The organism is Pseudoalteromonas sp. MTN2-4 (genome assembly GCF_042848605.1).
Taxonomy (GTDB): Bacteria; Pseudomonadota; Gammaproteobacteria; order Enterobacterales; family Alteromonadaceae; genus Pseudoalteromonas.
This window is the reverse complement of sequence record NZ_BTGK01000008.1, coordinates 178504-198209: the sequence shown is the minus strand read 5'-3', so window position 1 is coordinate 198209 and position 19706 is coordinate 178504. Positions and strand designations below refer to the sequence as shown.

Below are 19706 nucleotides of genomic sequence, written 5' to 3'. Positions count from 1 at the left end.
TGTTAGGTTTACTCTTCTTGTGCCATCAATATTTGCCGCCATAATTTGCGGTGGATAACCTTTTGTATCCCACAGACCAACAAACTTAACAACATTAAAAAGTATTCTTTCGTTCGATAGCCATTGCGGACGAACTATACGTCGGTATTCTCCGTAATCAAAACCTGAAATAACCTTGTTTGATTTTCGGTTTATAATAGCCAGTTTGATTTCTGTGTCTTCTCGATAAGTAACGGCTAAATGTTTTCCATCTGGAGAAATGACTATTTCATTAAACTTATCGTGTTTAATAAGCTCTAATGAGTTTACTTTTGCCAAAGCTCCTGACGAAATTATAAAAAGAGCAATATAGATTAATTGAACTAAACCTTTCATTATATTTCCTTAAAAAAAAAGCCAGCAAATGACTTGCTGGCTTTATATATTTAGAAGTAATTATTAGAAGCTATATTTGAAGCTTGCGTAATAAGTACGACCTTGGATGCTGTATAAGCTAGAGTCAAAATCAGTGTCAGCTAAATCAGCAAAACGCGGCTCTTCGTTAGTTAAGTTACGAGCACCCACTGCTAATGTAAGTGCATCTGTAACATTATAACGGTAGTTTACATCAATATCTGTGTAAGAACTGATGTTATAACGCTTACCTGCACGTGCTTCATCACGACCAACATACTCACGCTTTTCTGCGTCATAAATATACTCTTCAAGCTGACTTGGGATGTACTTTAGCGTAACGTTTACACTATGGTCTTCATAGTCCCAACCTAGGTTAAGGTTTGCACGGTACTGAGGTAATCCGTCTAGACCGATAGCATCTAGTAAGAACTCATCACCTGTTGCTGCATCAGTCTCAAGCGTTTCGTAAGAAACAGTGTAAGACACCTGTAGGTTTTGACGGAAAGTACCGAATGCAGTTTCTTGATTCGCATTGATATTTAAGTCGATGTACTGTGCACGCATTTCACCTTCATTGATGTAAGAAGCAGTGAAGCGCTCAGGGATATCACCGACCACTTCTACACCAGTACCTGGCTTAAATGCAATACCATCCTCGTACTTGCTCCAGATATTCGCAGCACTTTCGTATGCAATCATATCTTCAAGTTCGATTAAGTTATAATCAAGTGTGAAGTTAATGCTGTCAGTCAGGTTACCAACGATACCAATGTTGAACTGGTCTGTCTTTTCTGGGTCAAGCTTGTCGTTACCAACAGTGTTTGTTTCGAACTGACCCCAACCAAGACCTGTCACATATACCCAAGGGAAGCCTTGTGAACGAGTGTATAAATCAGAGAATGTCGGTGCACGGAAACCTTTACCCCATGAACCACGTAATAGATAGTCATCATTCAGCGAATATGTCACACCGATTTGAGGTGATAAGTTACCGCCAAAGTCACTGTAGTCGTCATAACGAGCAGCTAGTGTAACGTCTAAACCATCAATCACTGGGAATAAGAATTCAGTCGCAACACTAGTTACTTGACGGTCACCGTTCGCTTCACCGCCAGCACTACCAATTACTGCTGAAGCATTACTTAGTGAATCAGCTTGCTTTCTGTAAGATGATTCAACACGTTCAAAGTAGAAGTAAGCACCGATATCACCGCCTTCTAATGAACCTAAAGAATCAATAGAGAAACCAGCATTATAAGCTGTATAATCTGTCTTGTTCCAAGTTGTGATTGTGTGTGCCATTAGCGCGATTGAACGCTCATCAGTTAGCGTACCTTCAGCAGCAAACTGCTCAGCAAACACCTGGTTAATGTAACCAGTACCGATTTCATTGATGCTCGCAACATTTCTGTGAACACCTACATCCCACTGACCCCAATCTTCGTAGCCAGTCAAGTAAGCATTAACGTCAAAGTTATTACCTAACGTTCTTGAGTCACGCGGACCGTTATCTGTGAAACGCCATGAAGCACGTGATGAAAGAATTGTTGAGCCTTCTGGTAAATCAATGTTATCAGCTGCTAGATCTGTGCCTGAAACATTAAAAGAACCCGCAGCTGGCGCGAAGCGACCATTTGAAGTGAAACGAGTTGCTAAGACATTTAGGTTGAAACTTAAATCATCAGTGATGTTATAAACACCACGAGCATAGATTGAAGAGTTTGTTAGATCCGTCGTTTCAGCCATAATATTGCTGTAGTTATAACCACACATTGTGCCAGGTTGCGAACCACCACGAGTTTGGATACCTACAAAATTATTGCTTGTATCACATTGGCTTTCGATACCACGCCATTCGATTCTGTCTCTAACACCGTCACCATCATCATCGATGAAATAACGAATGTTTCGACCTGACGGGCTGATACCTGTGTTATCTTCCCAAGTTTCACCAACGATCGACCTAGTGTAGTCACGGTCACGGCTATAAATAACTTCACGGTCTGAATGCTCAGCACTCATTACAAAGTTACCTTTATCAAAAGCTAGACCTAAAACGATTTGAGCAGAGTTTTCATCACCACCTTCTAGAGTAGGACGACCTGCTGATCCAGAGATTTGAACACCTTCAAAGTCTTTTTTAAGAATAACGTTGATTACACCACCGATTGCATCTGAACCGTAAACCGCTGATGCACCACTTGACATGATATCAATGCGCTCTACAGCTGCCATTGGTAAAGCATTAAGGTTTGCAGAACCACCACCAGCAGCTGGTGATGGTGCAACACGCTTACCGTTGATAAGTACTAGAGTACGATCAGCACCTAGGCCACGTAATGAGGCTGAAGCAACACCTTGTGTACCACCACCTTGACCTGAAGATTCAGCACTTGAACCGAACGAGTTAAACGTTGAGTCTCTTAATACGTCAGCAACTGATACTTCACCTGTTATTTCTAAATCTTCTGCAGTAATAACTGTGATTGGAGCAACACCTTCCATATCAACACGTTTGATACGAGAACCTGTAACTTCAATACGCTCTACTTTTTCCGCACTTTCTTCATCTGCAGCAAAAGTATTAGCTGAAAATGCAGCTGTAGAAGCTGCACCAAAAGCAATCGCTAAGCGAACTGCTTTTGAAACTTTAGTATTTAACATTTTATCTCCCTGGGACCACTTGTTAGTAGCTTTTATAATTTTTTGAGGGTTATCCCTCTTATAGGAAATTGCAACACATGCAATAAACTAGTTGCATACTAAACAACAGATAATATTCATGTCAATTAAAAATGTGACCAATTTGCAACACTAAATACACATTTTTGTACCAATTATAGGTTTTTGGCACTCAAAAAGCCTTTCAGTTGCTAAAAGTGAAACAAAGAAAAACCTATAGATGCACAAACAAAAATAACAGGTACATTTGATTTACATCAAAACAAATCAATAACATGCATTATTAATAATACGCTAACATTAAAATAATTTTTGTTGCTTACTAGCGAGTATTGGTTCGTTGAAATTGAATAGAAACATTTTAAGAATGGGCATAATTTGTTTTTGAATGTAATGCTCGTAATCAACTTGCTGAACGTCATGACAACTCAATACTGCAGTAGGGCCTGATTTAGAAATGTAATATTTAATAATCGTGCCTTTATTAAAGGTAATGTCAGCTGAATTTGGTAGAGTTTTCGCGGCTCTGACATGAGGAGGGATATTTTTAACATATTGCTCAAGTGGCTTACCTAAGCGTTTTTTGTAAATGAGTAAATGGTCATTTTTGCCACTAAGGATCTGTTCGATATATTTTTGGGCGACAGATTCTAAATCTCCTTCTGAGAATAACGTTTCAACTAACTCCTTTTGGAATGATTTTGCTATGTCAGTCCAATCACTTCTGACTGTTTCCATACCTTTAAATACCAGTTCAGAGTGACCATCCTTTTCTACTCTGCCCACGTAACGTTTTTTTGAACCGGTTTCTTGCCCACGGATAGTCGGCATAAAAAATGGGCTGTAATGCGTTTCGAATTCAATTTCTAAATGACTTTGAATGCCAAAACGTTCTTCGCATTCTAAAGACCAAGTTTGGTTGATTTTTCTTTGTAGCGCTTTGCCTATTTCATGACTTTGTTCACCAGTTAGCTCTTCGGGTAAGGCAACAAAAGTAGAATCAGTATCACCGTAGATAACTTCATATCCCCAACTTTCAAGCCATTTACGCGTTGTTTGCATAATTTGATGCCCACGCAAGGTAATGGAACTTGATAACCTTGGATCATAAAAACGACACCCTTTCGAGCCTAATACACCATATAAACTATTCATAATAATTTTGATAGCTTGCGACAACATGGCATCACCCTGCTCTTTGGCGTTTTGTCTTTTCTCTGACAATTGCTCTACCAATTTAGGCAAATGATGTGTTGATGTAGAAAAATACCCGCCATTGAAGCCTTCTAATGCATTCTCTTGGTTTTCTAAACCTTTAATAAGTCCTAGAGGATCTATAAAAAAAGTCCGAATGATGGATGGATATAGGCTTTTAAAATCGAGTACGAGTACATTTTTATAAAGGCCGGGTTTTGACTCCATGACATAACCGCCAGGGCTCTCAAAAGACACTCCATGCTCGGCTAAATTTGGCGCGATATAGCCACTTCGATGTAATAAAGGTAAGTATAAATTAATGAAAGCAGCCACTGAGCCGCCCATTTTTTCGAGCTCCAAACCTGTCATTTGCGTTCGGACAATGGCAAATTCTAGCAAGTTTAGCTTCTTGAAAATCGACAAGACAAGCATACAATCTTGCAAGTTATAGGCTGCTAAAGCGAGTTTATCTTCATTAAATTGCCTGATAATTTCAGACAAGCGGTTATCTTGTTGGATAAGTTTTTGCTCTCCTAAGATCTCGCTCGCCACATTAGCAAGGCTAAAACTCGGGAAGTGATATGTGGCATTTTTCATGGTATCAATGCCATCAATGACCACTCGGCCCGAAATCAAAACTCGAACATAGTTGCCTTTGTAAATATCTATCGAGGCATTATCACGCCCTAAACAAAGGTCGAGACCCAGTGCTTCTGCTCGCTCTGCTAAAACCACAAAATCAAACTCAATCACATTCCAGCCTACAATCACATCAGGATCTATGGCCTTCACTTGCTGCATTAAAACTTGTAGCAGTTCAATTTCGTCTTCAACCCAAATAATACTTTGCTCTGTTTGCTGAGGTGCCCCAATCATGATGACACTTTTATAGTGCTCGCTGAAAAGACCAACCGAAAAAAGTACCCCTTGTCCATCACACTCAATATCAAGTGACAGCATAGAAAGGTTTGGCTTGTAGTCTGGGTTTTCTTTTAACTTTGCATCCGTGATCTCGGTATAACCATTACGTTGCTTCACTTTTCCACTTACCCAAACACCGCCCTTTATGAACCGTTCCATTAAATAACGATCGCAATGACGAATATCATCTTCATACAAACGCATATGCTGAGAAAAGTACTGCTTTGCTTGAAATAGATGCTGATTAGAAGAAAAATAACAGGCTGCAACGGGCTCACCGTCGAAGTGCTTTAGTGAAAGTAGTTTTATGTCACATTGAAGTCCATGTTCATTGATTAGGCTTTTAGCTTGCGCTAAATCTGACTGGCGAATGAAAAAAACAGATTGCTGATCGGGTATAATTACCTTGGCTGGACCTTGTGGTGTCATAAGCCAATAACAAAGACACAACTTCCCCTGCTGATTAAATTGCTGGCGTGATAGTATAAAGCCTTCGTATACAGCTTGTGCCAAGATAAAACCCCATCTAAAATATCAAACACTGTAATTATATACATACCGTACTTTTTAGGCGACCTTCATGCTTTCAGATGCATTAAAAAAAACAATTCGAACAACACACACCAGCATTGCTGAAAGCTTAGACGGTTATAGACCAAGAAAAAGCCAAAACTATTTAGTCGCAGAAATCGCTAAAGTATTAGCTGGCGAATACCATAGATCACAAAAAATCTGTGTAATAGAAGCCGGAACTGGTACAGGTAAGTCTCTCGCCTACTGTTTAGGTGCCCTGCCCTTAGCATTAGCTAAAAAGAAGAAACTCGTCATCTCTACTGCAACTGTGGCCTTACAAGAGCAACTCATTGAAAAAGAATTACCTTTTTTTAAAGAGCACTCAGGGCTCGATTTTAAGTTCGATTTGGTCAAAGGCAGGCATAGATATATCTGTGTGCACAAATTAAATTCGGCACTAGACGAAGACATGATGCAAATGTCACTCGTACCTACATTGAGCTCGCCGCTATCTGAGCAAGAGAAAAGCTGCTTAGTTGCACTTCAAAATGCCTATCAGAACAAACAATGGCAAGGTGATAGAGATAGTTGGGCCGACACCATTCCCGATCGAGTATGGAACTTAATTGCATGCGATAAACATGCATGTCAAAGACAGATGAAGTCTCATCATTTATGTCCCTTTCATTTAGCACGACAAAAAATGGCGCAAATGGATGTGCTTGTTATTAACCATGCTCTATTACTTGCTGACTTAGAGCTTGGTGGCGGCAAAATCTTACCTGAGCCCGATGAGACCTTTTACGTCATTGATGAAGCGCACCATTTGCCTCACATCACTCGAGACTTTTCTTCCGCAGCGGCAACCATTAAAGGCACATTAGAATGGATTGAAAAACTTTTAAAGTTCAGCCAGAAGATGGCCAATGCCATTGTGTCTCAAAAAGCCATTGGCCAAAACTTTAAACTCAATGACGCTGCGAATGATGCGGCTAAAGATTTAAGGTCGGTCAGAGACCTACTAGATCAAGCTGATTTTAATTATAACGATGATGACACTTATCGATTCGAACACGGTATTGTGCCTGAGCAATTAACCATTAAAGCCAAAGACATCAGCGATGCAACACTCGATGCCTTAAGAGCGCTAAATAAAATGCATGATGCACTTACTTTAGATGTCAGTGATGGTGACGTGACTGCATTCTTAGCCGATCCACTTTTAGCCGAAAGTGGGCAGTACATCAACCGTCTTGAGCAATTACAAAAACTGTGGTTCAGCTACGCCAGTAAAGGTGACACTATTCCGCATGCTCGCTGGATAAAGCGACTTGAATATAAAAACCATCACGACCATTTGCTCTGCGACTGCCCTATTGAAGTGGGTTACTACTTAAAAGATAAACTTTGGCGCGAATGTGCAGGTGCAGTTTTATGTTCAGCCACGCTCAGTGCACTCGGTACATTTGACCATTTCGCAAAAGAAAGTGGGTTAAAAGGTGAAGAAGGCGTGCAATATATTAAAGCTAATTCACCGTTTGATTATCCCAAACAAGCGACACTACATATACCGACCACAGATAAAGAGCCTACTGATAAAGCATTCAGTGACTTTTTAGCCGATGCTTTGCCTAAGTATTTAGACAGAACTAAGGGTAATTTGGTGTTATTTGCCTCATATTGGCAGATGGAACATGTCGCGAAAAAAATGCGCCTGAAAAACTGGCAGATCCTAGTGCAAGGTGAATTTTCTCGTGATGCCCTACTGAAAAAACACAAATCTCGCATTGACTCTGGCCATGGCAGTATTTTATTTGGTACGCAAAGTTTGTCTGAAGGACTCGACTTACCTGGTGCTTATTTAGAAAATTTAGTCATAACTAAGATCCCTTTTGCTGTACCTACTTCCCCAATAGAAGAGGCACAAGCTGAGTTTGTTACAAGTAAAGGTGGTAATCCATTTTTATCAATCACTGTACCCGATGCCGCAAAGAAATTAGTACAAAGCTGTGGTAGACTGCTGAGAAAAGAAACCGATCAAGGAAAAATCACGCTCCTTGATAGGCGTTTGGTCAGTAAACGGTATGGTAAAGCCATGCTAGATACCCTCCCGCCATTTAAAAGACAAATAGATTATTAATGTTTGAATTTGCGCTCGACCCCATGACTTGGGGCTTATTGTGTTTGGTCGCTCTTATAGCAGGCTTTATTGATGCGGTAGCTGGCGGTGGTGGCATGTTAACTGTGCCAGCTCTTCTTACAGCAGGCTTACCACCGCACATGACGTTAGGTACCAATAAACTTGCTGCAAGCTTTGGCTCAATAACAGCTAGCATCACCTATTATAAAAAGAACTTATTTAATCCTAAGTTTTGGGCTGGCTCTATTCTAGCCACCGCAATAGGCGCACTACTCGGCACCTTATTGGTTGATCATCTTAGTATCGAGTTTTTAAACAAGTTACTGCCCGTTATCATCATTGCTGTAGCTTGCTACAGCCTATTTGGCAAATTTAGCACTGAGACCAGTCATCATTTACCGACCAAGACGTTACAACTAAAAATAAAACAGTGGTCACAAGGGTTAAGTTTAGGCTTTTTTGATGGTTTAGCAGGCCCCGGTACAGGCACTTTTTGGACTGCATCAAATAGCCTACTCTACAAAATGAGTTTATTGTTGAATTGCGGACTCGCCCGCTCAATGAACTTTGTATCTAATTTTATTTCGTTGATCACCTTTGTTGCCTTAGGTCATGTTAACTTTTTACTTGGCATTACCATGGGGCTATTCTTAATGGTAGGTGCGTGGATAGGCGCACACTCAGCAATCAAGTTCGGAAATAAACTAATAAAGCCCTTGTTTAACAGTGTCGTTATCGTGCTCGCTGGCAAGCTTATTTATGAGGCTTATTTTATATGAGTCAGGCCATTGTCAAATTACAGCAGCAAATTGAGCAACTTGCTCAGCATGCCCACCAATTTGATAAAGCAAAGTGGTTTGATAAAAACCGCTACATTCAAGCACAGCCGAGCTTATTTGCACACAGCGTGTTTGCAACAAAAAGCTTAAAACTTTGCGACTATGTAGATGAGATCAAAGAAGCATTTGCAAGGTTGCCGAGCCCTGAAAAACGCCATGCCTATGCATTTGCCCTCGAAAAATTAAGCACTCAAATAGAAGCTGTCATAAAGGTATTAAAATCGACGCCTGTTTGGGCCAAGGAAAATAAGTTTACTAAGCCTAAGAAAGCGAAAGTCTATAAGAAAGCAGTTAAGAAAATCATGCAAAGCTCTCATGAGCTGTACCAAGAGCTATCAAAAAACCACGAATTTGAGCGTCGTTTACAAGAGATGATCGATATTCGTAAACAACAGTTGTCATCGGCAAGTACTGCTGAAGCAAGTAAAATCAATCAAGAAATATTGGCACTGCATGCCCGACTTGGCCGATGTAGAAAAGCCATTTCCGCCACTGAAGATAAAATTCAACAAGTCGAAAAACAACAAAACCGCTAATGATTTTCTATCACCCTCTATACAGTGCCCTACAACTGCCTGAGAGGCACCGCTTTCCAATAAAGAAATACCAGAAACTTAAAAATACAATTCATGCAATGGGGTTTTCCGACCGAGTCTTTGAACCAAAGCCTGCTAGCTTAGCACAGGTCAAACTTTGCCATGATACTGATTATGTCGACGCATTTGTGAATGGCTTTTTATCTGAGAAAGCAATCAAAAAAATGGGCTTTCCATGGTCAACGGAGCTGGTTGAAAGAACTTTGCTTTCTGTTGGTGCAAGTATTGAAGCTTCAGAATACGCATTAAAACAAGGGCTTGGGTTAAACTTAGGAGGAGGCTACCATCATGCACAATTCGATCATGGTGCTGGCTTTTGTATTTTTAACGATCATGCCATAACCGCGCAACATCTGATCCAGCAAGACCTTGTTGAGCGCGTTGTGATCCTCGATTGCGATGTGCACCAAGGTGATGGCACTGCTGACATTTTACATGGCAACGACAACATCATTACCTGCTCTTTACACTGCGCTCAGAATTTCCCCCGAGCAAAAGCGCACTCAGATCTTGATTTCGAGCTCGAAAAAGGTTGTACAGACGAACAATACTTGCAAACACTAGAGCAAGCTTTAGATTTAATTAAGCGTGTCTATCGACCTGATATTATCATTTATAACGCCGGTGCTGATATATACCATAAAGATGAACTCGGTTTACTAGAAATCAGTTTAGAAGGTGTCTTAAAGCGGGATAAAAAAGTGATTTCATATTGTAAAAACAACGAAATCCCTTTATCGATTGGTCTTGGCGGTGGCTATCAACGTAATGAAGAACAATTGGTTGAAGTACACAAACAACTTTTACTCGCTGTGTTCGAAAACTATTGATTTTTGTTATAAACTCAAAAAGTAAAAAACATTAGGAAGGTGACATGAAACTACATGATGATGTGCACAATTATTATGAGAAAATCATGCTAGATCGCATCTTTGCGCGTAACCTACAAGATAAATATAATGATGATGTAATGGCTGACTTTTGCTGTACTGTACTTAATCAACTACCTGCAAGGTATATTCGCTTTGATGTAGACATGGCTTTTTATTTACCACAACACGAACGTATACAGATGGAACAGAAAGTTGATATTGCAATTAATGTTGCTATGACACAAGTGGCTAAAAGAGATTCAATGATCAGTGAGTAACTTTCAGAAATGAGTAGTAGTTTAGAAAATGCACCAACCCATGTGAAATTAGCAGTCGACTTAATAATGTTATTAGAACAGCATGACTTACCAGCCGAAGACGTAATTGCTGCACTAGAGATTGTAAAATCAGACTTTCAAAATAAATTAAACGATGAAGCTAGCTCAAACTAGCTTCATCTCACTTTACAAGGTGTTAGGCTATTTTTAAGGCTTCTGATTTCAGTTCTAATAGCCCGAGCTTATATTGTGCATAAAACTGACTATCGGCTTCTGATTGCTCTGGGCAAGTAAAATAGCAAATGTCATCTCTAAAAGGCTTAGTTTGCAGGTGTTTTCCATCTTCCCAATATAATACTGCATGTTTCACCAAGTCACCCATATAAGTGTGATCCCACTCATAATGACAAAAGCCATGGTGCGAAGACAAATAAGGCTCATACTTGTCTACTAAAGTGATATCAAGCAAACCATTTTTATAGGCAGCGAATACTTTCGCATCATATTCTGCTGTTTTTTTGTTTACAAAATAGGCAATATCTCTGCGAGGAGGTAATGCTTGTGGTAAACCAAACTTTTCACTCACACCCGAACATTCAACGACAATCCAAGAGACAAAATGTGCACCTATTTGATGGTCCCATTTCAATGCAACAAACATAATCATTCCTTATACAAATTTTGCCGTGATTGTATTTCTATCATAGAAATTTAAAAGCCTGAAAAGCCGAACGCTTGTTTCAAATCAAAAATTCTTAAGCAAATTTCATGAATAAGTTTTTTCAAAACGTTACAAGATATTACCAAACCTACGGTTTAACTGACTTCTAGGGAGATTCAACGAAATTAGGATTTTTATCTTTGCTAAATTATCCACATCTGCGCCACAATGTTATTGCTGATTACTTTTGGTGCCTTTGGACATTACCATAAACTTAACCCGTTCCTCTTTAAAGAACCCTGCTGCGGTCCTTGTCATTCTTACTTTAATCATTCTATTTGGCATCATCAGTATTTTTAAGTTACCCATTCAGCTTACTCCTGAAATTGAACAACCTCAGATCACAACTTTTTCTGGTTGGCGCCAAGCAGCCCCAGAAGAAATTGAATCCATGTTCATCGAGCCTCTAGAAAATGCCGTGAATCATACACCAGGCGCGCTTGAGGTAAATACCAATATTAACCAAGGTGGCGGTGCTATAAATCTGACTTTTGCGGTTGGCGCTGATATGCAACAAGCCATGCTTGATGTACTGACTAGTTTAAACCAAGCCCCCTCTTCCTTTAAATGCGATGGACCCTGTGGTTACTGCCGGAGGAAACGGTGGTCCCGGCTCAGGTGGTCCAACAGCAGCAAGTCTATTAGTTGTGCTTTTAAGCTTTGACTCTGAGCAACTTGAAATGGCGCAATATCAAAAGCAAATTGAAGACATTATTGAACCTAGGCTTGCGCGGATCTCTGGAATTTCTCGTGTCAATATGAACAGTGAGCGCCCTCGAGAGCTGCGTGTAATATACGACCCGCAAAAAGCAGCGGCATTTGGCATCAGTCTTGCGCAAATTCGTCGTACATTATCGACTGCCAATGATAGCTCTGGAGGCTTAGCTGATGCAGGGCGTCTACAATACACTGTAAGATTCACCGGGAAATACAATGTCGATAACTTAGCTAAACTACGAGTGGGCTATGTGGGTGAACGTCCCATTTATTTAGGCGATATCGCCAGTGTCGAAGATACAGTCACTGATCGCCGCTCTATGACATTAAAAAATGGTAAACCAGCTTATTACATCACGATTTCAAGAGCAAATGACGCCAATACTGTTGCTGTATTAGACGAAATAAATCACGCCATTAAAGAATTAAATGAAGGCGCTTTAAAAGAAGCTGGCCTTGCCATTGAACTAAGCTTCGATTCGTCGGTGCATATCAGAAATGCATTACAGCTGGTACAAGGTAATTTAGGCTTAGGGGTATTACTGGCTGTTTTTTAGAGGACTAAAACCCACTTTGATCATCGCAGCAACCATCCCTGTTTCACTGGTGGTTGCATTTTTAGCGCTTAACCTATTTGAGCGAAGTTTAAATGTTGTGTCATTAGCAGGTCTGGCATTTGCCGTGGGCTTAGTGCTTGATGCCGCAATTATCGTGCAAGAAAACATAGCTAGACTCACTGCTTCGGGCATGACTGCGAGCAAAGCAACTTTGAAAGGGGCCACGCACGTTGGAGGTGCTTTGTTTGCTGCCACTGCAACCAGTGTCGCTATATTTTTACCTATTATGTTTATGGCTGGTATTGAGGGTCAGCTATTTTCAGATCTCGCTTTAACCTTATCTATCGCTGTTATCTCGTCACTTATCTGTGCTATGACACTTATTCCTGTCGCAAATAGGCTTTGGCCTGATACAAAAATTAAACCAGATCCATATCAGGCCTATTGGCATAAAGTCACTCATTTCGTTGTTAAGTTAACCAATAGCAGGGTTAAACAACTTAGTTGGATAATTTCTTTATTAGGTGGCTCTATATTTATTACCTATGCTTTATTACCTCAAACAGATTTTATGCCTCGTTCCCCTACCGACGGTTTCTTTTATACCTTGCTGACACCTTCGGGTGGAAATATCTAATTTATGGAAGCCGAAATTGCATCACGAGTTAAAAAGCGTGTAATGCCATATTATGAAGGAGAAAATTGGCTGAAATTGAGCTGAAAGTCATTGAAGACCAATTAAAACGAGCGTTACTAAAAGCGCCATTTAGCGGTGTAGTGAGCGAAAGATATGAACGTGCTGGTAGCGAAATAAACCGTGCTCAGCCGCTTGTCAGTTTAATTGACATAAACAACCTTGAAGTGCGTTTGTATGTACCGGTTAAATATTTAAAATACTTAAGTCTAGGCAATGAATTACACTTAAGCGCTGGTCAACTAGATGACCCACAACAGGCACTTGCAACTGTAACCGCTGTGATCCCAGCAACTGATCCAAGAGCGCAATCCTTTGAAGTTAGTACAGACCTTTTAGAAAATGACGCACAAAACTGGGCTTCCGGGCAATTAGTCGATGTCGTGGCACCTTTTACTTCTAATACTGAGGAACTAATAGTTAATAGAGACGCTCTAATACTTACGCAACAAGGTGTGCATATCGTGAAAATTAAAGAGGATAATACCGCAGAGCATACAGCAGTCATTGTTGGTAAAGGCCAAGGCGAGCAAGTTGCAATTAAAGTAAAAGACAAAGGCGCCTTAAAAGTAGGTGACAGAATTGCGATAAGGGGTGCTGAAACCCTTACTCAAGGTCAAGAAGTAGAAATCCAACCTGCATTATAGAAACGTTTACTAGCCCGATGAGCAAGCCGCTAAGTCTTTTCTTAGCGCGCTTGTCTCATTTTTTAAGCTTTATCCAACTGAAAGAGCCATTTAAAATGACTCGTTCAAAAGGTTAGACAGTCAGCTAAATCAAACATCGTCCTCAATGTTATCTTTACCTTTTGTGCGTTCGATACTATCAAGCTTGTGGTGTATTGCCGATTTGATGAGCATATAACCACTAATTGGTGCTGTTAATAGTAAGAAAATCGAAATCAAGATCTCTTTAACGCTGATCCCCGCTTCAGATTGACTAAAAAACACTATTGCTGCTGTTAGTAAACAAGCCATACCTAGTGTTGTTGCTTTTGTCGGACCATGAAGACGCATGAAGAAGTCTGGCATTTTCACAAGGCCAATTGACCCCACCAATACGAATGAGCCGCCAATCAAAAGTAATATAGAAATAATCCACTCAGCCATCGTCCACCTACTCTATTATATCGCCACGTAGTAAAAACTTACATACAGCAACAGTACTTACAAAACCTAACATTGCTATTAACAGCGCTGCCTCAAAGTAAAGCTCAGTGCCCATGCTCAGACCATATAAAATAATCAGAGCAATACTATTAATGTACATGGTATCTAAAGCCAAGATTCGATCTGGCACTGACGGACCTTTCACTAATCGCCACAGATTTAATAGTAACGAAACGCCAATCATCGCAAATACAATTAGGATAACTGTCTCTAACATTCAAAGATCTCCTTTAAAGGTGCTTCGTAACGTTGTTTTATCGTGTTAATCAACTCTTGCTCATCTTTTAGGTTAAGCACATGAATGAGTAAATAACGCTGCTCAGGCTCTTCACCTTCTTTTAATGTCTCTTTCCAAGGGTAAACCTCAGCACTAACCGTACCTGGCGTCAGTGATACTGTGCTGGCTAGAATCGTAATCGGCATGGCCTGGTCAAGATCCAGAGGCACCTTAACAAAACCTGGGTTAAGCTTCTTCGTCGGCCCTAATATCAAAAGCGCGACTTGAATATTTGCTGTAATGATATCGTACAACACTAAAAATAGGTGTTTTAATGCCAGCCCGGGATGTAAGATCAGTGGCTGTTTCGTCCTAAATGGATTAGTCGCCAATGGGATCACTATCGCTAAAATTGAACCTAAGATCAGATGCCCAGGCGAAACACTGTTATTGAGTAACAGCCAAACACTAAATAGTAATAAACTTCTAAATGGCGTTGGTAGCCACTTAAATCTTGCTTCTGTACGCATTATTTCGCCTCCCCAAGTACCACAGAGATATTCGCTGAGAAGTCATGTAGTTGTTTTGCGGCTTCAATGGCATACTCAGACATATTACCAGCAAAGATAACCATCAATGGTGAGCCAAGTAATACAATTAACAGCGCAGATATCTGATATTTATGTGCCTTGACTGGCTCTGCATTGTCTTGCCCTTTGTTTTGGTGATGCCAAAACACTGTACTGCCGGCTTTTGAAATACCGACTAATAAAGCCAAGCTAGCTAATAAATAAAGCCCCCAGAATATAGCACCATATTCACTCTCGAATGTCGCTCTTAGTAGCCAAACTTTGCCAATAAAACCTGAAAGCGGCGGCATACCAATAACAGTAATTGCAGCGATAGCAAACGCCCCGCCAAGTAATATAGGTTGGGTGACAGGTCGGCCAATAGTGATGCGATCAGCGACTTTACCACGTTGAATCCCTATCATATCGGCAAGTAAGAATAATGCAGCCGTAACAAGTGTCGAATGAACTAGATAGAAAATAGCTGCAGCACTGGCTTCTTCTGTTTGCACAGCAACGAGCGCAACCAACGTACCCACAGATACTATCACTAAGTTAGCCACAAGTTTACGCATGTCTTTACTCGCCAAAACTCCAATGGCGCCCATCATAATAGTTGCCAAGGCTAACCACCACAGCCAACTCTGGGCCATATGGCTTAACTCTCCAGCTTCGTCACCAAAAATCAGTGTGTACACTCGCATCATCGAGTAAACACCCACCTTAGTCATAATTGCAAACAGCGCTGCAACGACCGGCATGGCGGTCGCATATGTGTTAGGCAACCATAAATGAAGCGGTAAAAGCGCGCCTTTAAGAGCAAATACAACAAGTAATAACAAGCCACCAATCTTTGCAAGGTAAACATCATCACCCTGTAAGTCTGTGAGCTTGTTTGCCATATCAGCCATGTTTAATGTGCCAAGTACACCATATAAAATACCTAGCGCAATTAAGAAAATGGCAGAGCCCACCAAGTTCATTATCACGTATTGTAACGCTGCTCGAGTATTATGCTTATCGCCGCCATGCATTAAAAGAGAATAAGATGCAATCAGTAAAACTTCAAAGAAAACAAATAGGTTGAATGCATCGCCCGTTAAGAATGCGCCATTTACACCCAACACTAAGAAATGCAATAAAGGATGATAAAAGCTGCCCTTCTCATCATCGCCTGCACACGCATACAATGCACAAGTAAGTCCAAGCAAAGAAGTAAGAGAAACCAGTAAAGTCGAAAGCGGATCAGCAAACAACACAATACCGAACGGTGCCTGCCAATCACCTATCGCATAAGTTGTGCTGCCCATTTCTTTTACTTGTAACAGCAGCAGCACCGATGCAAGCAAGGTGATAAAACTGAGTGCCACTGAAGAAAAGCGACGGATCTGCTTATTCTTACCACAAGGTGGCATTAATAAAATAACCCCTGCCAACATAGGAAGTAATATAGGCAGAGAAGTTAAATGTTGGATCATGCTTTGCCCTTGTTATTATTAGCCGGAACTTGACCATTAACATGGTCATTACCTAAATCTGCACGGCCTCTGATTGCTAAAATCACCACAAATGCGGTCATCGCGAAGCCAATTACAATCGCAGTTAACACTAAAGCTTGTGGTAAAGGATCTGCGTAATCTGAACTATATCCAAGTACAGCGGCTTTATTTAACGTTAAACGACCTGATGCGAATAAAAATAAATTCACCGCGTAAGACAGCATAGTTAGGCCTAATACCACAGGAAAAGTTCTTGAGCGCAAAATCAAGAACACGCCACATGCGACCAAAAGGCCCACGCAAGATGCATATAATATTTCCATTAGATGTTTACCTCTTCTTTCGGTGCATTGGCAGTTAATTTACCTAGACTTGCTAAAATCATCAGAGTTGCACCAACAACAGTGATATATACCCCGAGATCAAATACGAGGGCACTGGCAAGCTCAATCTGGCCAATCACAGGAAGGTCAAAGTAATCAAACCATGTTTTCAAGAACGGACGGTCAAATAACCAACTGCCTACACCTGTTGCAAGAGCAATTGCGATACCCGATGCAATAATTTTACGGTAGTTGATGGTTAAACGCTCTGCTATCCAGTTCGAGCCATGCGCAATGTACTGCAGAATAAAGGCAATCGCAGTGATAAGACCTGCAATGAAGCCGCCACCTGGTAAGTTATGGCCGCGAAGGAAAATATAAAAAGACACTAACAGCGCGAGAGGTAGTAGACTCTGTGAGATACTTGCAAGCAACAACGGATAGCGCTCTTTCGCCCAAGGGCGCCCTTCACTGTCAGAGCCTGGCATAAACAGAGGTAAGTTTACCAATAGCTTATAGATACCCAAAGCTGCAATACCGAGTACACAAATCTCACCTAGCGTGTCAAAACCACGAAAATCAACCAATATCACGTTAACCACGTTAGTACCACCACCGCCTGTTTTCGCGTTCGCTAAGAAGAAATCAGAAATACTGGTCAGTGGACGAGTGATAAGCGCATAACAAATACTACCAACGACGATACCAATTGTAGAGGCAATGCCTAAATCACGTAAAACACGCACGGAACTTGAAGCTTTAGGAGACTTTTGCGGTAAGAAAAATAGCGCCAGCATAAGTAAAATAATAGTCACTACTTCTACTGTTAGTTGAGTTAATGCTAAATCAGGGGCTGAAAAGCGTGTAAAGGCAATAGATACCATTAAGCCTACAACTGACAGCATAAGTAGAGAAATCATGCGCTGGCGATGCCAAATCACTGTCGCGATTGCAGCTATCATTAACAAACCTGCGCCAATACCATTGTGAACATCTACCGGTGTCAGAGGGTTGTCACCCGCCAATTGCGCCATCTCGAATAACGGCCAACCTGCTGCTAGTAAAACAATCACAAACATCAGCATTAAATAACGTTGTAAAGAGCCATTTTCAACGGCGGCAATTTTATTTTGGCTCCATTTAACTAATTTAGACACTGAGCCATCAAACATCTTTTTACCTGTCATTGGTGGTAGTGATGCTTGGAATTGGAATAAATACTTGCGCTGAGTATAAATTAAAATACCACCGGCAACGGCCAGCGCACTCATAAGCAATGGTAAATTAAAACCGTGCCAAAGAGAGATTTTATACTCAGGCACTTGCCCTGCAAGCACGGCATCTGCAGCCGTATAAATAATGTCATGAACAATGAAATTCGGGAACATTCCCACAATCAAACATAGGGCTACAAGTATCTCGATTGGAATACGCATGTATCTTGGTGCTTCATGTGGCTCTTTTGGTAAATCAATTGGATCGCCGTTGAAGAAAACATCATGGATAAATCGTGCTGAATAAGCCACTGAGAAAGCAGCAGCAATGGTTGCAAGCACAGGTACCAACCAAGACATTGAACCTAATAGCTGTTGATGCAGGGTTTCAGCAAAGAACATCTCTTTTGATAAGAAACCATTCAGTAACGGTACACCCGCCATAGACGCGGCAGCAACCATAGCGAGTGTTGCAGTATAAGGCATATATCGCCACATACCATTGAGCTTACGCATGTCTCGCGTACCCGACTCATGATCGATAATACCAGCTGCCATGAATAATGACGCTTTAAAAGTCGCATGGTTAATGATGTGGAAAATTGCCGCGACAGTTGCAAGCTCAGTATCCAAACCAAACAATAAGGTAATCAAACCTAAGTGGCTGATTGTAGAGTAAGCTAGCAGGCCTTTTAGGTCATGTTTGAACAGCGCAACATAAGCTGCAAATAGCAAAGTCGCTAAGCCGGTAAGACCCACTAAAATAAACCATAACTCTGTGCCCGCAAGCGCTGGGTAAAAACGTGCAAGTAAGAAAATACCTGCTTTTACCATGGTTGCACTATGTAAGTAAGCACTTACAGGCGTTGGTGCAGCCATCGCATGTGGCAACCAGAAATGGAATGGAAATTGTGCAGATTTGGTAAATGCACCTAATAAAACTAATACTAGCGTTGCTTCATATAAGTCGTGGGCTTGAATAAGCTCACGGCTTGCTAGGATGACATCGATATCATAGCTGCCAACAATATGGCCCAGCATTAACAAACCGGCAAGCAAAGCAAGACCACCACCACCAGTGATCGTTAGCGCCATACGCGCACCTTTACGTGCTTCTGACTTATCCCACCAATAGCTAATCAATAAGAATGAGCTAATACTGGTAAGCTCCCAAAATAACCATAACTGAAGCACGTTATTCGCCGTTACAATACCTAACATCGCCGTCATAAATAGCATCAGGTAAGCGAATAATTTCGGCATAGAATCTTTTTCACTCAGGTAATAACGGGCATAGAAGATAACCAACATGCCAATGCCTAAGATCATAAAAATAAATAACAGTGAGAGCCCGTCAAGTCGGAATGATAACTCTAGACCAAGTGCAGGCACCCAATTGATGCTTTCACGCAGTACTTCACCCGCAAAAACATCTGCCGCAGAGTTAATGACCAGTATTAAGGCAATAGCAGGCATTACGAGTGTTAAAGCGGTAGTTTGGTTACGCGTTAACTTGCCTGTTAAAGATGAAATAATACTGCCAAAGAAGGATAGCAAAGGTATCCAAAGCAAAGTCATATAATTAACCTTTT

At 40.9% G+C, this 19706-nt stretch carries 17 protein-coding genes and 2 pseudogenes; 9 read left to right on the top strand and 10 right to left on the bottom strand.

Annotated features, from left to right (window positions below):
• The 3 genes and pseudogenes from ACGHEH_RS17345 to ACGHEH_RS17335 form a co-directional block, all read right to left on the bottom strand.
• A pseudogene (locus tag ACGHEH_RS17345) lies at positions 1-375 on the bottom strand (hypothetical protein); the annotation flags it as partial.
• A 63-nt stretch (positions 376-438) separates the two neighbouring features.
• A complete protein-coding gene (locus ACGHEH_RS17340) occupies positions 439-3060 on the bottom strand; it encodes a TonB-dependent receptor (protein ID WP_390447833.1) in 2622 nt (873 codons plus the stop codon).
• A 318-nt stretch (positions 3061-3378) separates the two neighbouring features.
• Complete coding sequence (locus ACGHEH_RS17335; protein ID WP_390447831.1) at positions 3379-5709, bottom strand: DNA polymerase II; 2331 nt, start codon at positions 5707-5709, stop codon at positions 3379-3381.
• A gap of 67 nt (positions 5710-5776) precedes the next feature.
• Here ACGHEH_RS17335 and dinG point away from each other — a divergent pair, with 67 nt between their 5' ends.
• Genes dinG through rsmS form a run of 6 tightly spaced genes read left to right on the top strand, consistent with a single transcriptional unit; the run spans position 5777 to position 10608 of the window.
• Positions 5777-7849 carry an ATP-dependent DNA helicase DinG gene (gene dinG, locus ACGHEH_RS17330; RefSeq protein WP_390447829.1) on the top strand — a complete coding sequence of 691 codons (2073 nt, stop codon included), beginning with the start codon at positions 5777-5779 and terminating at the stop codon, positions 7847-7849.
• Positions 7849-8628, top strand: coding sequence for a TSUP family transporter (locus ACGHEH_RS17325; RefSeq protein ID WP_349287248.1), 780 nt, complete (start codon positions 7849-7851; stop codon positions 8626-8628). The genes dinG and ACGHEH_RS17325 overlap by 1 nt, the downstream gene beginning before the upstream one ends.
• Complete coding sequence (locus ACGHEH_RS17320) at positions 8625-9224, top strand: primosomal replication protein (RefSeq protein WP_390447826.1); 600 nt, start codon at positions 8625-8627, stop codon at positions 9222-9224. The genes ACGHEH_RS17325 and ACGHEH_RS17320 overlap by 4 nt, the downstream gene beginning before the upstream one ends.
• Positions 9224-10114 carry a histone deacetylase gene (locus tag ACGHEH_RS17315; RefSeq protein ID WP_390447823.1) on the top strand — a complete coding sequence of 297 codons (891 nt, stop codon included), beginning with the start codon at positions 9224-9226 and terminating at the stop codon, positions 10112-10114. Before ACGHEH_RS17320 ends, ACGHEH_RS17315 begins: the two co-directional genes overlap by 1 nt.
• Before the next feature lie 44 nt (positions 10115-10158).
• Complete coding sequence (locus ACGHEH_RS17310) at positions 10159-10434, top strand: late competence development ComFB family protein (RefSeq protein WP_390447820.1); 276 nt, start codon at positions 10159-10161, stop codon at positions 10432-10434.
• 9 nt (positions 10435-10443) lie between these two features.
• Entirely contained in the window at positions 10444-10608 is a 165-nt protein-coding gene (gene rsmS, locus ACGHEH_RS17305) for a pleiotropic regulatory protein RsmS (protein WP_390447817.1), read from the top strand.
• 22 nt (positions 10609-10630) lie between these two features.
• Here rsmS and ACGHEH_RS17300 read toward each other — a convergent pair whose 3' ends face one another.
• On the bottom strand, positions 10631-11095 hold the full coding sequence (locus tag ACGHEH_RS17300; protein ID WP_390447814.1) for a hypothetical protein: 465 nt from the start codon (positions 11093-11095) through the stop codon (positions 10631-10633).
• Positions 11096-11351: 256 nt separating this feature from the next.
• On the opposite strand from ACGHEH_RS17300, the gene ACGHEH_RS17295 reads away from it, so the two are divergent.
• The 3 genes and pseudogenes from ACGHEH_RS17295 to ACGHEH_RS17285 all read left to right on the top strand — a co-directional run bounded on the left by ACGHEH_RS17295 (position 11352) and on the right by ACGHEH_RS17285 (position 13770).
• On the top strand, positions 11352-11819 hold the full coding sequence (locus tag ACGHEH_RS17295) for an efflux RND transporter permease subunit (protein ID WP_390447811.1): 468 nt from the start codon (positions 11352-11354) through the stop codon (positions 11817-11819).
• Positions 11728-13066: pseudogene (locus tag ACGHEH_RS17290) on the top strand (efflux RND transporter permease subunit). The gene ACGHEH_RS17295 and the pseudogene ACGHEH_RS17290 overlap by 92 nt, the downstream one beginning before the upstream one ends.
• 65 nt (positions 13067-13131) lie before the next feature.
• On the top strand, positions 13132-13770 hold the full coding sequence (locus ACGHEH_RS17285; protein ID WP_390447808.1) for an efflux RND transporter periplasmic adaptor subunit: 639 nt from the start codon (positions 13132-13134) through the stop codon (positions 13768-13770).
• A gap of 129 nt (positions 13771-13899) precedes the next feature.
• Here ACGHEH_RS17285 and ACGHEH_RS17280 read toward each other — a convergent pair whose 3' ends face one another.
• The 6 genes from ACGHEH_RS17280 to ACGHEH_RS17255 are packed head-to-tail and all read right to left on the bottom strand — an operon-like array spanning position 13900 to position 19692.
• Positions 13900-14232, bottom strand: coding sequence for a Na+/H+ antiporter subunit G (locus tag ACGHEH_RS17280; RefSeq protein ID WP_390447806.1), 333 nt, complete (start codon positions 14230-14232; stop codon positions 13900-13902).
• Positions 14233-14239: 7 nt separating this feature from the next.
• Positions 14240-14509 (bottom strand): K+/H+ antiporter subunit F, encoded by a 270-nt coding sequence (locus ACGHEH_RS17275; RefSeq protein ID WP_390447804.1) that lies wholly within the window; start codon positions 14507-14509, stop codon positions 14240-14242.
• Complete coding sequence (locus ACGHEH_RS17270) at positions 14503-15039, bottom strand: Na+/H+ antiporter subunit E (protein ID WP_390447801.1); 537 nt, start codon at positions 15037-15039, stop codon at positions 14503-14505. Before ACGHEH_RS17270 ends, ACGHEH_RS17275 begins: the two co-directional genes overlap by 7 nt.
• Positions 15039-16556: a monovalent cation/H+ antiporter subunit D gene (locus tag ACGHEH_RS17265; RefSeq protein ID WP_390447798.1), complete on the bottom strand. Its 1518-nt coding sequence runs from the start codon at positions 16554-16556 to the stop codon at positions 15039-15041. The genes ACGHEH_RS17270 and ACGHEH_RS17265 overlap by 1 nt, the downstream gene beginning before the upstream one ends.
• Positions 16553-16900, bottom strand: coding sequence for a Na+/H+ antiporter subunit C (locus ACGHEH_RS17260; RefSeq protein ID WP_390447796.1), 348 nt, complete (start codon positions 16898-16900; stop codon positions 16553-16555). The genes ACGHEH_RS17265 and ACGHEH_RS17260 overlap by 4 nt, the downstream gene beginning before the upstream one ends.
• A complete protein-coding gene (locus ACGHEH_RS17255) occupies positions 16900-19692 on the bottom strand; it encodes a monovalent cation/H+ antiporter subunit A (protein WP_390447794.1) in 2793 nt (930 codons plus the stop codon). Before ACGHEH_RS17255 ends, ACGHEH_RS17260 begins: the two co-directional genes overlap by 1 nt.
• Positions 19693-19706 lie beyond the last annotated feature (14 nt).

Excerpts from the sequence above, each read along its gene's own strand:
- ACGHEH_RS17310 (WP_390447820.1), top strand. The coding sequence starts at position 10,159 with ATGAAACTACATGATGATGTGCACAATTATTATGAGAAAATCATGCTA.
- ACGHEH_RS17260 (WP_390447796.1), bottom strand. The coding sequence starts at position 16,900 with ATGGAAATATTATATGCATCTTGCGTGGGCCTTTTGGTCGCATGTGGC.
- ACGHEH_RS17300 (WP_390447814.1), bottom strand. The coding sequence starts at position 11,095 with ATGTTTGTTGCATTGAAATGGGACCATCAAATAGGTGCACATTTTGTC.
- ACGHEH_RS17340 (WP_390447833.1), bottom strand. The coding sequence starts at position 3,060 with ATGTTAAATACTAAAGTTTCAAAAGCAGTTCGCTTAGCGATTGCTTTT.
- rsmS (WP_390447817.1), top strand. The coding sequence starts at position 10,444 with ATGAGTAGTAGTTTAGAAAATGCACCAACCCATGTGAAATTAGCAGTC.
- ACGHEH_RS17275 (WP_390447804.1), bottom strand. The coding sequence starts at position 14,509 with ATGTTAGAGACAGTTATCCTAATTGTATTTGCGATGATTGGCGTTTCG.
- dinG (WP_390447829.1), top strand. The coding sequence starts at position 5,777 with ATGCTTTCAGATGCATTAAAAAAAACAATTCGAACAACACACACCAGC.
- ACGHEH_RS17325 (WP_349287248.1), top strand. The coding sequence starts at position 7,849 with ATGTTTGAATTTGCGCTCGACCCCATGACTTGGGGCTTATTGTGTTTG.
- ACGHEH_RS17255 (WP_390447794.1), bottom strand. The coding sequence starts at position 19,692 with ATGACTTTGCTTTGGATACCTTTGCTATCCTTCTTTGGCAGTATTATT.
- ACGHEH_RS17280 (WP_390447806.1), bottom strand. The coding sequence starts at position 14,232 with ATGGCTGAGTGGATTATTTCTATATTACTTTTGATTGGCGGCTCATTC.
- ACGHEH_RS17270 (WP_390447801.1), bottom strand. The coding sequence starts at position 15,039 with ATGCGTACAGAAGCAAGATTTAAGTGGCTACCAACGCCATTTAGAAGT.
- ACGHEH_RS17265 (WP_390447798.1), bottom strand. The coding sequence starts at position 16,556 with ATGATCCAACATTTAACTTCTCTGCCTATATTACTTCCTATGTTGGCA.
- ACGHEH_RS17315 (WP_390447823.1), top strand. The coding sequence starts at position 9,224 with ATGATTTTCTATCACCCTCTATACAGTGCCCTACAACTGCCTGAGAGG.
- ACGHEH_RS17320 (WP_390447826.1), top strand. The coding sequence starts at position 8,625 with ATGAGTCAGGCCATTGTCAAATTACAGCAGCAAATTGAGCAACTTGCT.